This window comes from Streptomyces kunmingensis (assembly GCF_039533535.1).
GTDB lineage: Bacteria > Actinomycetota > Actinomycetes > Streptomycetales > Streptomycetaceae > Streptomyces > Streptomyces kunmingensis.
Map to the genome: position 1 here is coordinate 20,261 of NZ_BAAATS010000045.1, position 16,269 is coordinate 36,529.

Below are 16,269 nucleotides of genomic sequence, written 5' to 3' on the forward strand. Positions count from 1 at the left end.
GTGGCGCGACAACAGCGAAGAAAGTGCACCAGGCTAAGAGCGCGGTCGGCACCACGTATCCCATCGGCATGGGCATGATCCTACCCCGGTCAACTCTGGGAAAGTGCCTGGTACTTCTTCACCTAGCGTTGCCTTGTCATGGAGGTGACACAAGTGGCGTTGGCATCGATATTTGGTACGAATCAGTTCCGTTATGAACCAGGCGGGGTCATCGAGTTCTACGACCGGTACGAGGCAGTGCGCGAGTCGTTCGCGCAGGCCGCGGCGTGGACCGGACTCGATGTCGAAATCCTGGTGCGCCAGAACGGCGACGGTGACGACGCGTCGCGGCGGCTCGCCGTCCCCGTCGGTCTGGCCGCGGCCCAGCTCGGCATCCAGGACGTGCTCGCCGCGAAAGGGCTGCGCCCGCACATGGCGGGCGGCATGAGCCTGGGCGGCATGGTCGCCTCGTGCGTCGCCGGGGCGTGTGCGCGCGAGGAACTGATGGGGCTGCTGATGCGCGGAGAGCTCCGCCCGCTCCAGCCGGAGACGGCGGCGCGGCCCGAACCCGCGCGGCAAGAGGCCCTCGCCTCCGCCTACTTGGGCCCGGACGACGATCCGCGGGACCTCTGCGCCGACCGCGACGGCGTGTTTCTCAGCTGCGACTTCGGCTGGGACAGGGACCGCAAGGTGCGGATCGTCATGCTCAGCGGCTACCGGGACGCGCTGGAGAAGCTCAGCGCCGAGACCGGCGGCCTGGTCAGCGTCACCGAGGGCGCGGATGTGGCGGAGCACAGCCCGCTGCGCGCACCGGCCCGGGAGGTGACCCGCGGGCACATCGGCGCGATGCCGTTCACCGACCCCGCGCTGACGCTCTGTTCGTCCCTGGAGCAGAAGACCCTCACCCGCGCCGAAGAGGTGCGCGCGATGTTCACCGACAACGTCGTCGAGCCCATCAGCGTCCTGCATCTGACGCGGGAGATGAAGCAGCACGGTGCCGGGCTGGGGCTGATCGTGGGCCCTTCACCCATTCTGGACGCGCTGCACTACCCCTTCCCCGTCGTCTTCGTCGACAGCCCGGCCGCGGTCCCGCGGGCCGTCGCGGCGGTCTTCGAGCACGGGGTGTCGCTGCGCCGGTAGCGGGGCGAGGGCGGGGACGGCGCGGCGGGGGTCACCCCGCCACCGTTCCCAGCCACTCCCGCACCGCCTGCGCCGTGCTCGACGCATGCGCCTCCATCAGCGTGAAGTGGTTCCCCGCCACGTCCAGCGTGGTGTGCGCCGTCTTCCACACGGTCCGCCAGTCCTCCTTCTCGAGCACGGGGGAGAGCGGCTCCGAGGCCCGCAGCAACAGCACGGGCGCGCCCAGCGGCTCCGCCTCCCACTGCGCGAACAGCTCGCCGTACCAGCTCATCGCCGTCAGCCGGGTGAAGTCGAGCCGCGCGAACGCGCTCTGCCGCTCATGCAGCCCCTCGACGAGCACGTCACGGAACGCGGTGGCGGCGAGCGCGGAGTCCAGGATCCGGGGCGCGTAACTGTCCAGCAGGACGACTCCCGCCGGGGGAGTGCCGGCCGCCTCCAGCAGAGCGGCCACCGCGTGCGCGATCACGCCGCCGGACGAGGACCCCACCAGGACGAACGGGCCCTTGTCCGCGCACCGCAGAACGTGCTCCGCGTGCGCTTCGACGAGCGCCTCCCGGCCGGGCGGCAGCGGCGCGGACAGCTCGAACCCGGGGTTGGGCAGCGCCCACACGGGGTGCTGCCCGCGGAAGGACGCGGCGAAGCGGGCGTACTCGTGCGCCCCGCCCAACGCCACATGGGAACTCACACATATCAGCGCCGGCCCCGAGCCGCCCGCGCCGAGCCGGACCGGCTCCACCGGAGCGATGCCCCGGGGCCTCAGCCCGGCAGCGCTGCGCAGAAAGGCGAAACCCTCGTCGGTGCGGCCCTGCGCACACGCCTCCCGGAACAGCGCGCCGAAGACGTCCGGACCCTCGGCGGCCCCCTCCGCGCCGTCGCCCCCGGCACCGCTGTCCGCGAGCCGCTCGACCAGCTGCCCGGCGAGCGCGACGGCTGTGGGGTGCTCGAAGACCAGGGTGGTGGGCAGCCGCAGCGCGGTGGCCTCGCCGAGACGGTTGCGCAGCTCCACAGCGGTCAGGGAGTCGAATCCGGCTTCGGCCAGCGGCTGGGAGGGGGAGACCGAGCCGGGGCCGGGGTGACCCAGCACGGCGGCCACCTCACCGCGCACCAACTCCACCAGCATCTCCTGCTGTTCGGCCGGCGGACGGCCCGCCAGGCGCCGCCGCAGCGACGTCCGGTCCGTGCCGGCCGCGGCGGTGCGCCGCACCGGACCGCGCGCCAGACCCCGCAGCAGAGCCGGCGAGGTGCCGCGCAGCCGGCCGCGGTCGAACCGGGCGGCCACGACCACCGCGTCGTCGTGCGACCCGGCCACACCGAGCGCCGCGTCGAACAACGCCGCGCCCTGCGCCGGGGTGAGCGGTCGTACGGCACCGGCGGCGAGCCGGCGGCGGTCGGCCGTGGCCAGGTCGGCCGCGAGTCCGGGCCCGTCGTCCGGCTGCTCCCACAGACCCCAGGCCACCGACACCCCGGGCAGACCCTGCCCGCGGCGCTGCTGCATCAGGGCGTCCAGGAACGCGTTGGCCGCCGCGTAGTTGGCCTGCCCGGAGCCGCCGAGGACCCCGGCGAGGGAGGAGAACATGACGAACGCGGCAGGCGCGTCGCCCCGCTCCCCGACCAGTTCGGCCAGGTGCACCGCGGCATCCGCCTTGGGCCGCAGCGTCGCGGCCAGCCGCTGGGGCGTCATCGACGTGAGCACGCCGTCGTCCAGGACACCGGCCGCGTGGATCACCGCGGTCAGGGGCCGCTCCACACTCTTCAGCAGGGCGGCGAGGGCCGCCCGGTCGGCCACGTCGCAGGCGGCGACCGTCACTTCGGCGCCGCCGGCGGCCAGCTCCGCCGGCAGTTCACCGGCGTCCCCACCGCGGCTCACCAGCAGCACGTGCCGCGCGCCGCGCTCCACGACCAGATGCCGGGCGATGACCTGTCCGATCATCCCGGTGCCGCCGGTGATCAGCACCACGCCCTCGGGGTCGAGCGCGGGCGGGGCCGGAGCGGAAGCCCCGGCCGGGACGGGCGACAGACGGGGCGTCAGCACGGCGCCCGCCCGCAGCGCGAACTGCTCCTCGGCGGGCCCGGCCGCCGCCATGGCCGCCGCCAGCATCCGCCAGTCCTCCCGCGAGGAGGCGATGTCGAAGTCCGCGAGCACGATCCGGCCCGGGTGCTCCGACTGCGCCGAGCGGGCCAGCCCCCATACGGCGGCGTGCACCGGGTCGGTCACCTTTCCGACGCCCGCGCCCACCACCGCGCCCCGGGTGGCGAGCACCAGGCGGGACGAGGACAGACTCTCCTGCGCCAGCCACTCCTGGATCAGCCGCAGAGCCTCGGCGGTGGCGCGGTGCGCCGCGTCGCCCAGGGAGGTACGCGGCGCCTGCGTGCACGGCGCGAGCACATAGTCGGGTACGGCGTCGCCCGCGGCCACCGCCGCGGCCAGTGCCGCCACATCCGGGTAGGTCCCGGCCGCGCCCCCGCGCCCCACCACCGCCCAGCGATGGCCGCCCGCCTCCGGGTCCGGCGTCGGCAAAGGACTCCATACGATCCGCAGCAGGGCGTCGCGCGCGATGCCGGACCGTGCGATCCGCGACTGCGCCGGGCGGGTCCTGAGCGCTCCGACCGTCACCACGGGCACCCCGGACCCATCGGTCGCCGAGAGAGCCACCTCGCCGTCGGCGCCACGGCGCAGCCGCACCCGCAGGACGGAGGCGCCCGCCATGTGCAGCCGTACCCCGCTCCAGGCGAACGGCAGCCGCAACTCCCCGCCTGCCGCCTCGATGACATCCGGGTGCAGACAGGCGTCCAGCAGGGCCGGATGGATTCCGAACCCCGTGTCGCGGCCCGCCTCGACCGGCAGCGCGACCTCGGCGAACACCTCGCTCTTGCGCCGCCACATCGCGCGCAGCCCCTGGAACGCCGGACCGTAGCCGAGGCCGCCGTCGGCCAACTGCTCGTACATGTCGTCCAGTTCGACGGGCTCGGCACCGGTGGGCGGCCAGGCCGCCGCGTCCTCGGTGCCGGGCGGGCCGGCCGGAGCCGTGGTGAGGAATCCGGTGGCGTGGCGGATCCACACCGGGTCGCCCTCGTCGTCGGCGACAGCGGACCTGGTCTCGGTGCCGGTGCCGGTGCTGGTGCCGATCCCGGTTTCGGGTCCGGTTCCGGTGTCGGTTCCGCAGGAGTGGACGCCGACCGGCCTGCGCCCCGTCGCGTCCGGTTCTCCGACGCGGACCTGGACCCGTACCTCACCGGTGGCGGCCTCCGGCAGCACCAGCGGCGTCTCGATGACGAGGTCGTCGAGGACGTCCATGCCGACCTCGTCGCCCGCGCGCAGCGCCAGCTCCACGAAACCGGTGCCGGGGAAGAGTACCGACCCGCCCACCACATGGTCGGCGAGCCACGGCTGGGATTGCGGCGAGAGCACCCCGGTCAGGAGGACGCCATCGCCGTCCGCGAGTCGTACGACCGCGCCCAACAGGGGGTGTGCGGCGGCGTGTTGGCCCCATGCGGCGGGGTCGCCGGCCGCGGGGCCGGCATGCAGCCAGTGCCGCTGCCGCTGGAAGGGGTAGGTGGGCAGGTCCACGACCCGGGGACGGTGTCCCTGGAACGCGGCTGTCCACTCCACGGCCACCCCACGGACCCATGCCTCGCCGACGCTGGTCAGGAACCGGTCCCAGCCGCCGTCGTCGCGCCGCAGCGAGCCGGTCACCACCTCCGCGTCCTGTACGGCGTCGGTGAGGGCGGCCGTCAGCACCGGATGCGAGGAGATCTCGACGAACGCGGTGTGCCCTCGGCCGGCCAGCGTCCGGACGGCGTCGGAGAACCGCACTCGCCGGCGCAGGTTCGTCAGCCAGTATCCGGCGTCCATGGTCAGCGGGTCGGCCGCTTCCCCGGTCACCGTGGAGACCATCGGCACGTGGCCGGGCCGGGGCGTGATCCCGGCCAGGTCGGCCGTCAGCCGGTCCGCCAGTACGTCCATCGCCGCCGAGTGGGAGGCGTAGTCGACCGCGATCCGCCGTGCCCGCACACCCCGCCCGGCGCACTGCGCCAGCAGGTTCTCGACGGCGGTCACCTCACCGGAGACCACCACCTGCGACGGGCCGTTGACGGCCGCCACCGACACACCCTCGGCCAGCAGCTCCTCCACGCGCTCGACGGGCGACGTCAGCAACGCCATCGCGCCGGGCGGTGCCAGCTCCGCTATCGCCCTGCTGCGCAGGCACACCACCCGGGCCGCGTCCCGCAGCGACAGCACTCCGGCCACGCAGGCGGCGGCGATCTCACCCTGGGAGTGGCCGACCACCGCGGCCGGCTCGACACCGAAGGAGCGCCACAGCGCGGCCAGCGACACCATGACGGCGAACGACGCGGGCTGGACGACATCGACCCGTTCCAGCGGTGGCGCACCGTCCTCGCCGCGCAGCACCTCCGTCAGCGACCAGTCCACGAACTCCGACAGTGCTCTCTCGCACTCTTCGAGCCGCGCCGCGAACACCGCGGAGGTGCCGGCCAGCGCCATGCCCATGCCCGCCCACTGCGCGCCCTGGCCGGGAAAGACGAACACCGGCCTGCCGTTCCTGACGGTGTCCGCGACCACGCCGGTGACCACCCCGTCCGCCTGTTCACCCCCGGCCAGCGCCCGCAGCCCGGCGGTGAACCCGCCGACCACCACGGCGCGGTGCTCGAACTGCGCCCGGCCGGTCGCGAGCGACCACCCCACGTCGACGGCGTCCGCCTCCCGGGCACCGGCGGCCGGCGGCACGAGCGCCGCCGCCTGGTCCCGCAGGGCCGCGGCGCTCCTGCCCGACAGCGTCCACGGCACCACGGCCTCCGTCGCGGCGGGCCCGGGGCCGGGTGCGGCCGGATCCGCCGACGGCTCGTCGGGCGCCTGTTCCAGGATCAGGTGCGCGTTGGTGCCGCTCGCGCCGAACGCGGAGACACCGGCCCGCCGGGGCCGCCGGTCCGCCGCGGGCCACGGGCGGGCGGTGGTCAGCAGCTCGACGGCGCCCGCCGACCAGTCCACGAGCGGCGACGCCTCCTGCGCGTACAGCGTCCTCGGCAGCACCTCGTGACGCATCGCCATGACCATTTTGATGAGGCCCGCGACACCGGCGGCGGCCTGCGCGTGCCCGATGTTGGACTTGACGGTGCCCAGCCACAGGGGCCGGTCCGCCGGGCGTCCCTGTCCGTAGGTGGCGATGAGGGCCTGCGCCTCGATCGGGTCGCCGAGCGTGGTGCCCGTGCCGTGCGCCTCCACCACGTCCACGTCCGCCGCGGAGAGGCGGGCGTCGGCCAGGGCCTGCCGGATGACTCGCTGCTGCGCGGGGCCGCTCGGCGCGGTCAGGCCGTTGGAGGCTCCGTCCTGGTTCACGGCGGAGCCCTTCACCACGGCCCACACCCGGTGTCCGTTGCGCCGGGCGTCCGACAGCCGCTCCAGCAGCAGCAGTCCCACGCCTTCGCCGAACGTGGTCCCGTCGGCCGCGGCCGAGAACGGGCGGCACCGGCCGCTGAGGGACAGCGCCTGCTGGCGGCCGAACTCGATGAACGGCGAGGGCGTCGACATCACCGTCACCCCGCCCGCCAGGGCCATCGAGCACTCGCCCGCCCGCAGCGACCGCGCCGCGAGATGCAGCGCCACCAGCGACGACGAGCACGCCGTGTCCACCGTGAGCGCCGGGCCCTCGAGGCCGAGCGTGTACGCGAGACGGCCGGAGGCGACACTGCTCGCGCTGCCGTTGCCGAGATAGCCCTCCAGGCCCTCGGGGGCCGGACGGCCCAGCAGCCGCGCCCCGTACTCGCCGGCCATGGCTCCGGTGAAGACCCCGGTGCGGCTGCCCTTCAGGGCGGTCGGAGCGATGCCCGCGCGCTCGCACGCCTCCCAGGCGCACTCCAGCAACAGCCGCTGCTGCGGATCCATCGCCAGGGCTTCGCGCGGGCTGATGCCGAAGAACGCGGCGTCGAAGAGGGCGGCGTCGTCGAGGAAACCCCCGGTGCGGGCGTAACCGGGCCCCGCATGGCCGTCCCGCGCCGCGTCCGCCGCGCCCCAGCCCCGGTCCTCGGGGTACGGGCCCACGGCGTCCGCCTCGTCGGCCACCAGCCGCCACAGCTCCTCCGGCGAGGTGACCCCGCCGGGGAAGCGGCAGGCGACACCCACGATGGCGATCGCCTCGTCCGCCGTGTCCGTGCCCTCACCCGCGCCCTCACCCGCGCTGTCACCCGCGCGGTCATCCGCGCCGTCACCCGCGCTGTTCGTGCCCGCCGTCGTCGCGCCGGGAGCCGTCGTGGTCGCCGGACCGTAGAGCTCCCTGCCGAGGAGCGCCGCGACGGCGGCCGGCGTCGGGTGGTCGTAGACCAGCGTCGCCGGAAGTTGCAGACCGGTGGCGTCGATCAGCCGGTCGCGCAGCCGTACCGCCGTCACCGAGTCGAACCCCAGCTCCCGGAAGACGACATCCGCCGCGATCGCCGCCGACCGGCCGAGTGCGGCGCCGACTTCGCTCCGGACCAGGTCGAGCAGTACGTCCTCGCGGCCGTCCGCGGGCGCCTCGCCGAGCCGCCGCGCCCACTGCCCGGCGTCGACCTCCCGCGGAGCACCGCCGTCCTGCGCACGCGACAGCACCAGCCGCCCCGGGGCGTCCGCCTTCGTCAGCGCGGGCCGCATGACCTTGCCGAGCGCGGTGCGCGGGAGCCGGTCCACCTCCCACACCTCGTGCGGCACCTTGTAGTACGACAGCCGCGCCCGGCAGGCATCGATGAGCCGCCCGGCGTCGAAGCCCTCCGGGCCGGGCACCACGAACGCCGCCGGGACCTCGCCCAGCAGCGGATGGGGCCTGCCCGCCACGGCCACCTCGGCGACCCCGGGCAGCGGGGCGATGGCCGCCTCGACCTCGCCGGGATGGATGTTCTCCCCACCGCGGATGATCAGTTCCTTGACCCGGCCGGTGATGGTCAGGAAGCCCGCCTCGTCGAGCCGGGCCAGGTCGCCGGTGCGGTACCAGCCGTCGCGCAGCACCTGCGCGGTGGCCTCGGGATGGCCGTGGTAGCCGAGCATCACGGCGGCGCTCCTCACCCACGCCTCGCCCTCGGCGCCGCTGGGCACCTCCGCCCCGGTGGCCGTGGAGAGCAGACGGAGGTCGAGGCCCGGCACGGGCAGTCCGCAGGAGCCGGGAACCCGTGGCCCGCCGGGCAGGGTGGACGCGATGGGGCCGCCGGTCTCCGTACTGCCGTAGCTGTCCAGCAGCCGTACGCCGAAGGCCGCTTCGAACTCCTCGTGCAGCCCGGGCGGGCAGGCGGCGCCGGCGACCATGCAGACGCGCGGACCGGGGGTGCCGAGACCGGTGTCCCGGGCGGCCCGCAGCAGTTCCTGGTAGACGGTGGGAACGGCGCAGAAGAAGGTCGTCCCGTCCTCGTGCAGGGCGGTGACGATCTCGTCGGCGGCCATGCCGTCCACGATGTGCGCGGTGGCGCCGACGGCGACGACACCGAGCACGCAGAGGTTGTGGGCCACGGTGTGGGACAGCGGCAGCGGCCACAGCACCCGGTCCGTCTCCTGGAGACCGAGCATCGGCCCGTAGCAGGCGGCCACCCCCCACAGGGACATCCGGTGGGTGGACAGCACGCCCTTGGGCTTGCCGGTGGTGCCGGAGGTGTACAGCATCCAGGCGACGTCATCCAGAGCGGCGTCGTCCCGGGCCGGTACCGTCGGTTCGCCGGCGGCCAGGGCCTCGAACCGCTCGACGTCCGGCGGCAGGGCCCCGTCCCCGGTCACCACCACCCGCAGCCCCGGACGGCCGCCCCGCAGCCGCCGCACCTGCTCCAGGTGCGCCGGGTCGGTGATCAGCACGACGGCCCCGCTGTCGGCGAGCAGGTGCTCCAGCTCGTCGTCGGTGGCATGCGGGTTCAGCGGCGCGCCCACGGCGGCGGCCCGCGCGACGGCGAGGTAACCCTCCACCATCTCCAGGCAGTTGCCGAGCAGCAGCGCGGCGGTCGCACCCCGGTCCAGTCCCAGGCGGGCCAACTGGCCGGCGAGCCGGCGGGTGCGCCCGTCGAGGTCGGCGTAGCTGACGGACCGCCGCGCGTCACGGAACGCGATCTTGCTTCCGAGGCGTTCGGCGTGGGCTGGCAGCAGCTCGTGAAGGGGCCTGATGAGCTCGGTGCGCAGCATCAGCCGCCCCCGCCTCTCTGGTTCACGGTTCGGTCGGTCGGGCGGGCAGGCTCAGTACAGGCCCTCGGGCATCTCCGAACTGAGCTGGAGCGGCTGCACGTTGGCCACACCGTCGCAGGGCCACTGCGCGGAGGTCCGGACGCGGACCGCCTGGTCCCGTTCGAGGATGTTGGGCAGGAAGAGGTCCTCGTGGAGCACGGTCAGCCGCACCCGGCCGACCTCGTCGTAGTCCACGACACGGCCGGAGTCGTTCTTGTCGACCACGGCCATGGTGATCTGCGGATAGTTCGGCACGTAGGGGAGGGTGGCGCCCCCGTCGGGGGAGGGGAGGCCGTTGGCGCAGCCGAGTGTGTTGCCGTAGGTGCAGGCGATGATGCCGCCGGGCATGGCCTCGGCGAACCTGCGGTAGGCGTCGGCGGTGAACTGGGTGCCGCCGAGATAGACCCCGGACAGGTTGGCCATCAGGTCGGGCCGGCGGTTGATGAGGGCGTGCACCGTGGCGGGGGTACTGCGCAAGTAGTCCACGGAGGTGGTGTCGAGGATGTCGGTGATCTGCCCGACGACATGATCGACGTACTCCTCCATCTCGATCAGCCGGCCACTGCGGATCAGCTGCTTGATCCACCGGGTGTCGAGGTCGATGGTGTACACCGTGGACCCGCACATGTCGGCCAGGTAGTCGGCCTCCTCACCGACGATGTGCGGCCCGGAGGGGCAGGCGTCGATCCACGTGGCGCCGGGGCGGAAACCCGCGGTCCGCGAGCCGTGGAGGCGCCAGGCGGTCCAGTGCGCCGTCATCCGGTCGGTGTAGAGGACGCGGCTGGGCCTGCCGGTGGTGCCGCCCGACTCCCAGACCCGGCCGCCGAGGGGACGCGGGACGGCGGCCGGGACGAGGTCGGCCGGGTCGAGGTCCCGCAACGCCGTGACGTCGAAGTGGCCGAACGCGGCCAGGTCGTCGTAGCCGGTGAGAGCGAGCGGGTCGAAGTCCAGCTCGGTGCGGCGCTTGAGCCAGTAGGGGGAGCCCTGTTCGGGGTCGAAATGCCGCCGCAGCACGCGCCGGGTCCAGTCGTCGAGGTCCTGGGCCAGCCAGCCGTCGGTCAGTGACCTCGACTCTTCCGTGCTCATCGTCACCACCATGACGGCAGTATCGGCGGGGACCGAATAGGGGATCCCCTAGTGCGCCCGGCCGCGCGGCCAGGTCCCGCGAAGGCGTGTCTAGTGTGGGCGCGCAAGGACGTTCCAGCGGGAGCGCGGGCCCGGTCCCGGATCATCCTGCGCCCCTTTCGAGGAGATCCGTGATGGCCATGGAACGAGAGAGCACCGATGTCGTCATCGTCGGCGGCGGTCCTGTCGGGCTGCTGCTCGCCTGCGAGCTGGGCCTGGCCGGCCTGCGTCCGGTCGTCCTCGAGCGGCTGCCCGCGCCCAGTGCGCAGATCAAGGCCAACGGCCTGGCCGGCCAGGTGGTCCGGTTCCTCGACCACCGTGGCCTGTACGAGCGGTTCGGCGGCGCCACCGACGTGCCCCGGCCCGTTCCCGGCTACCTCTTCGGCGCCCTCCCGCTGAACCTGGGCGCGCTGGAGGACAACCCGATGACGGTCCTGCCGGTGACCCAGCAGCGCATCGAGCAGGTCCTGGCGGAACGCGCCCGCGAACTCGGCGTGGACATCCGCCGCGGGCACGAGGTGACGGACCTCCGGCAGAGCGAGGAGCGGGCGACCGTCGAGATCCGATGCGCCGACGGCGTCTACGAGTTGAGCGCCCGCCATCTCGTCGGCTGCGACGGCGGGAAGAGCACCGTCCGCAAACTGGCGGGCATCGACTTCCCGGGCACGGTCGGCCGCGATCTGGTCTCCCGGGCGGCCTATGCCACGCTGCCACCGTCGATGCTCGTCCCGGAGACCGGTGAGCTCGACGTATTCGGCCACGGCCGGATCAGCCCGGTGTTCACCTTCACCCGCACCCAGCACGGCATCTTCGCCTTCGCGGCGCTCCCGGACGGCAACCACCGCCTGCTGACCCTCGAATGGGGCGCCCCGCCGGAAGGTGAGGAGACGGCGATGACGCTCGACGACATGCGCGACAGTGTGTGCCGCGTCCTCGACACCGAGGTGCCCCTCGCCCCGCCGTCCGGCCCCGGCCCGCACATGCTGCGCCGCCTCGTCGGACGCAACACCCGGCTGGCGGAGCGCTACAGCAGCGGCCGGGTGTTCCTCGCGGGCGACTCCGCGCACGTCCATTCCGCCGTCGGCGGGCCGGGGCTCAACCTGGGCCTTCAGGACGCGGCCAACCTCGGCTGGAAACTGGCCGCACACCTTCAGGGCTGGGCGCCGCCCGGCCTGCTCGACACCTATCACGCCGAACGCCACGCGGCCGGGCGGCGTGTCTTCATGCACACCCAGGCCCAGACCGCGCTCATGGCTCCCGGCCCCGAGGTCACCGCCCTGCGCGAACTCTTCGGTGAACTCCTGCACTCCACGGACAACGTCCAGCGCGTCGCCGACCTCCTGACCGGTGACGACCTCCGCTACGAGACGACCTCGGCCCATCCGCTCGCCGGACGGTTCGCCCCGGACCTCGCCCTGGAGACCGGCGGCGGCGCGGCCCGGCTCTCCGAACTCATGCGCGCCGCCCGGCCGGTCCTCCTCGACCTCGGCGCGGACCCCTCCCTCGCGCAGACGGCGGTGGACTGGAAGGACCGGGTCGACGTGGTCGCCGCCCGCTGCCCGCAACCGCCGGCGGCCGCCCTGCTCATCCGCCCCGACGGCTACGTCGCCTGGGCGGCCGCCCCCGACGAGCCCTCCGGCCGGGTCCAGGACGGTCTCCGTACCGCGCTGGCGGGCTGGTTCGGCTGACCCGATGGACGCGCGAACTCTTCTTCGGCGGCCGGAACACGGGCCCGTACGCGGGCAGGGGCGGTGACGTGCGCGCACGCGGCATCAACTACGACACCGGGTTCCTGCCCGGTGAGCAGTTCACCCGCAGGACGTTCCACCCCGCGTCGGTCCGGCACGAGATGCGGGTGATCGCCGACGAACTGCACTGCGACACCGTACGCATCTCGGGGCGCGATCCCGAACGACTGAGCCTGGCGGCGCGGTACGCGGCGGAGGCCGGCCTCGAGGTCTGGTTCGCCCCGTTCCCCGTGGACCTGCCCGCCGGGCGACTGCTGCCGTTCTTCGCGGACTGCGCCCGGCGCGCCGAGGCCGTCCGGCGGACCGGCGCCCGGGTGGTGTTCGTGACCGGGTGCGAGATCAGCGTCTTCTGCGGCGGCTTCTTCCCCGGTGACACCTTCGGCCACCGCGTCCACACCATGGGGTCCGACCCGCAGTGGTGGTCCTCCCTCGGCCGGGTGTCGGAGCGTGTCAACAGCCTCCTCGCCGAAGCGGTCACCACCGTGCGCACGCACTTCGGCGGGCAGGTCACCTACGCGTCCGGTCCCTGGGAGACCATCGACTGGACGCCCTTCGACCTCGTCGGCATCGACGCCTACCGTCCCGCCCACACCACGGACACCTTCCGCACCCATCTGCGCGAGTTCTTCCGGCACGGCAAGCCCGTCGTCGTCACCGAGTTCGGCACGTGTGCGTACCGCGGCGCGACCGACCTCGGCGGCATGGCATGGAATCCGCCCCCGGAGGCGGTACCGGACGAGGACGAGCAAGTGCGCTGTCTCAGCCAGCTGTTGACGGTCTTCGAGGAAGAGGGCGTGGACACCGCGCTGTGGTTCTCCTTCGCCAACTACGACAAGCCCGGGGAGCGCGACATCGCCTCCTACGGAGTGGTCCGCATGCTCGACGAAACCCGCTGGGAACCCAAGAAGGTCTTCCACGCGATGGCGGCCAGGTACGCCCGGCCCTGAAGACGTCAAGCCCGCGGCCGCTCATTCTGGGTCTTGTCCTTGACCCGTCGGGGGACCCGGACCGCCGTCGCCCCGCTGACTTACGGTCGGGCCGTGAATAGAGACGCAGCGGACGCGGATGTTCTTGTAGTCGGCTACGGCCCCGTGGGGCAGGTGCTGTCGATTCTGCTCGCCCAGCGCGGCTGGCGGGTGACCGTGGTCGAGAAGTACGTCGATCCCTACAACCTGCCCAGGGCGGTCTCCTTCGACCGGCATGTCGGCCGCATCCTCGGCACGATCGGCGTCGCCGACGCGCTCGCCCCGGTCAGCGAGCCGACCAAGGACTACGTCGTCGTCAACGGCGACGGGCGGACCCTGATGCACTTCGAGCTGAACCAGGACGACCGGTACCGCTGGCCCGAGGCGACCTCCTTCTACCAGCCCGGCCTGGAGTCCGCGCTGGTCGGGCGCGGATCCCAACTGCGCAACCTGCGGGTGCTGCGCGGCTACGAGGCGGTCGGCCTGACCGAGGAGGACGACTCGGTGCGGCTCACCGTCCGTGCGGCCGCCGGAGACGAGGTACTCGCCGCACGCTGGCTGGTCGGCTGCGACGGCGCCAACAGCTTCGTCCGCGAGCACCTGGGCGTCACGGTCTCCGCCTCCGACTACGCCGCCGACTGGATGGCGTGCGATGTCATGCCGCACGACCCCGAGGCGTTCCCCTCCCAGAACGTGCAGGTCGCTGACCCGGCCCAGCCCCGCGTCGACCTCTCGGCCGGACCGCGCCACAGCCGCTGGGAGTTCCTGCGTCCGCCCGGCCAGTCCTTCGAGGACTTCGACACCGTGGAGAACGCCTGGCGGCTGCTGACCCACTTCGGGATCGACCGCGGCAACGCGACGCTCCAGCGGTACGTCGCCTACACCTGCCTGGGCCGCAATGCCGACCGCTGGCGGTCCGGCGACTCCGGCCGGGTCTTCCTCGCCGGCGACGCCGCCCATGTGATGCCCCCGCACGCCGGGCAGGGCATGTGCACCGGCATCCGGGACGTGGCGAACCTGGCGTGGAAACTGCATCTGGTGCTCGCCGGTTCGGCCGGGCAGGAGCTGCTCGCCACGTACGAGGCCGAGCGCCGCCCCGACGCCCAGCGGACCATCGACATGTCGGTGAACCTGGGTGAACTCATCGGTACGGTCGACCCGGCCGTCGCCGGCTACCGGGACAGCGCCCTGCTCGCCGCACGCGGCTCGGACGACGCGCCTTCGCGTGATCCGGAGGCGTTCGCACGTCCCGGGGAGGAGGCCGTGAAGGCCGGTCTCTTCCAGCCCGCCGCCGACGGCCTGTTCACCGGAGCGGACAGCCGGATCGTCCCGCAGGCACGCTCCAACCGTGCGGACGGCGGCGAGCTGTGCGGGAACGATCTCGTCCTCCTCACGCTGGAGGACCCCCGCACCCTGGTGGAGCCGGGTCTCGCCGAACGGCTGGGCGCGCTGGGCGGCTCGGTCGTCCACCTCACCCCCGAGGTCGACGTCGACGGCACCTACACCGCCTGGCTGACGGAGGAAGTGGGGGCCCGGGCAGCGCTGGTCCGTCCCGACTTCCACGTCTACGGCGCCGCCCGCACCCCCGGCGAGACGACCCGGCTCCTGACCGGCCTGCTGGCGGCGACAGGGGCCGACGCCGCGGTCTTCCAGGACCTGGGGCTCTAGCTCTCCGCCTCGACCGGCGCCCCGGGTTCCCCGACCAGCACCAGCTGACTGATCGTGTACCGGTCGTACGTGTGCAGCTCGACCCGGTAGAGCCCCGGCGCGTCCGTGGTGACCGTGGCCGTGGGGCGGCCGTCCTGCATGCGCAGCGGGATCCGGTGTTCCGCGCCCGTCTCGGTGTCGGTGACGGTGCAGGTCAGGCCCTGCACGGAGTCGATGTCGGAGACGGTCGCCTCCCAGGGGACACCCGCCTCGGCCAGGTCCGGGACCGTGAGACCGCAGCCCGGCTCGCCCAGCGGAGGGCCGGTCGGCAGGTCCTCCAGGAGGATGTCGGCGACCGCGTCGAGGGCGCTGTCGGCGCGGGCGAGATCACCGTGCTGGACGGGGACCGTGGAGACGTGCCCGGACAGGGCGGCGGCGTCGCGGTAGACCGTGCCGTCGCCGTGCGTCGCGAAGTACCGGACGCGGTCGTGGGGGTCGCGGATGAGCGTGCCGTCGCTGTTCTGGCGGGGGCCGTCCTCGTACGCCGTGACCTGGCCGGACGTCAGGGACAGGCTCTGCCAGGTGGGCTGGCGGGTGCCGACCACCGTGCGGTGGTCGGGCAGCGCCACACCCTGCTGGCGGGCGTGGAAGGCCAGGGAGTCGCGGGCCAGTTCGGGGTGGCCGCCGAGCGCGGTGATGTCACCGGCGTCGAGGCGGCGCACGTCGTCGTCGGCGCGCAGACAGCGGTACAGCGGCAGCAGATCGTGCAGCCCGGGCATGTTCGCGCACAGGGCCCGCAGCTTGGCGTGGGGGAGGGGGACCGGGGCGCCGCGCCCGCTGTTGAGGATGACGGTGGCCTTCACGGAACCGTAGAACGGCGTGCCGAGCGTGATGACCGTACGGGTGTCCGCCGCCAGGTCGTCGAAGTGCGTGCCGTCCAGGGCGCTGCGCGTGACCAGACCGCCCATCGAGTGGGCGATGAAGACGAGGCGGGCCGGGCGCTGGTCGACGCGGTGGCGCAGCGCGGCCAGATGCGAGGGGTGCTCGCGCCAGGCGGTGAGATGTTCGCGGGCCCGCGCGGCGAGCAGCTTCCCGTTCGTGGCGACCGGCAGGCGCCAGTCGTAGGGGAAGGGCAGCACGGCGGCAGGGGAGGCGACGTAGTCCAGGACCGTGTCGAGCAGATCGGTGTAGGGCTCCTGACCGCGCAGATACGGTGTCCAGGTGCCGTGGCGCAGCAACTGCGTGGCCTCGACCCGGCCGCTCCCGCCGGCGAGTTCGTCCTCGGTGAGATGCAACTGGGCCAGACCGTCGCGCCGCGTCCACGCCCGCAGCAGCCAGCGCGCCCCCGAAAGACCCCACAGGACGTCGCCGGTGACGGTGGAGCGCAGCTCACTGCCCATGATCCCGGGAACGATGACGACCGCGTCCTGCGTCACATGGGGGGACAGCTCTCGCTCTCCTGAGTCGGGTCGGGACGATA

The 16,269-nt window shown here is 73.5% G+C and carries 7 protein-coding genes; 4 read left to right on the forward strand and 3 right to left on the reverse strand.

All coding sequences use genetic code 11. The features are described 5' to 3' along the window. Positions 1-153: 153 nt before the first annotated feature. Positions 154-1,119 carry an ACP S-malonyltransferase gene (locus ABD366_RS39015; protein ID WP_324769024.1) on the forward strand — a complete coding sequence of 322 codons (966 nt, stop codon included), beginning with the start codon at positions 154-156 and terminating at the stop codon, positions 1,117-1,119. A gap of 31 nt (positions 1,120-1,150) precedes the next feature. Here the strand turns inward: ABD366_RS39015 and ABD366_RS39020 are convergent, their stop codons facing one another. Beyond that, positions 1,151-9,265 (reverse strand): type I polyketide synthase, encoded by an 8,115-nt coding sequence (locus ABD366_RS39020; RefSeq protein WP_344443381.1) that lies wholly within the window; start codon positions 9,263-9,265, stop codon positions 1,151-1,153. A gap of 51 nt (positions 9,266-9,316) precedes the next feature. Then, positions 9,317-10,390, reverse strand: a complete 1,074-nt coding sequence (locus ABD366_RS39025) for an arylcarboxylate reductase (protein ID WP_324767992.1) — start codon at positions 10,388-10,390, stop codon at positions 9,317-9,319. A gap of 173 nt (positions 10,391-10,563) precedes the next feature. Between ABD366_RS39025 and ABD366_RS39030 the strand changes: the two genes are divergently transcribed. The 3 genes from ABD366_RS39030 (at position 10,564) to mhpA (ending at position 14,810) form a co-directional block, all read left to right on the forward strand. Continuing rightward, positions 10,564-12,117 carry an FAD-dependent monooxygenase gene (locus ABD366_RS39030; RefSeq protein WP_324767991.1) on the forward strand — a complete coding sequence of 518 codons (1,554 nt, stop codon included), beginning with the start codon at positions 10,564-10,566 and terminating at the stop codon, positions 12,115-12,117. Between the two features lie 68 nt (positions 12,118-12,185). Continuing rightward, positions 12,186-13,124: a glycoside hydrolase family 113 protein gene (locus ABD366_RS39035; RefSeq protein WP_324767990.1), complete on the forward strand. Its 939-nt coding sequence runs from the start codon at positions 12,186-12,188 to the stop codon at positions 13,122-13,124. A 93-nt stretch (positions 13,125-13,217) separates the two neighbouring features. Then, positions 13,218-14,810 carry a bifunctional 3-(3-hydroxy-phenyl)propionate/3-hydroxycinnamic acid hydroxylase MhpA gene (gene mhpA / locus ABD366_RS39040; RefSeq protein WP_324767989.1) on the forward strand — a complete coding sequence of 531 codons (1,593 nt, stop codon included), beginning with the start codon at positions 13,218-13,220 and terminating at the stop codon, positions 14,808-14,810. Here the strand turns inward: mhpA and ABD366_RS39045 are convergent. Beyond that, positions 14,807-16,225, reverse strand: a complete 1,419-nt coding sequence (locus ABD366_RS39045) for an esterase/lipase family protein (protein ID WP_324767987.1) — start codon at positions 16,223-16,225, stop codon at positions 14,807-14,809. The genes mhpA and ABD366_RS39045 overlap by 4 nt on opposite strands. Positions 16,226-16,269: the final 44 nt, after the last annotated feature.

Bases quoted from the DNA above. Each gene is read 5' to 3' on its own strand.
- ABD366_RS39020 (WP_344443381.1), bottom strand. From the start codon at position 9,265: ATGCTGCGCACCGAGCTCATCAGGCCCCTTCACGAGCTGCTGCCAGCC.
- ABD366_RS39025 (WP_324767992.1), bottom strand. From the start codon at position 10,390: ATGAGCACGGAAGAGTCGAGGTCACTGACCGACGGCTGGCTGGCCCAG.
- ABD366_RS39030 (WP_324767991.1), top strand. From the start codon at position 10,564: ATGGCCATGGAACGAGAGAGCACCGATGTCGTCATCGTCGGCGGCGGT.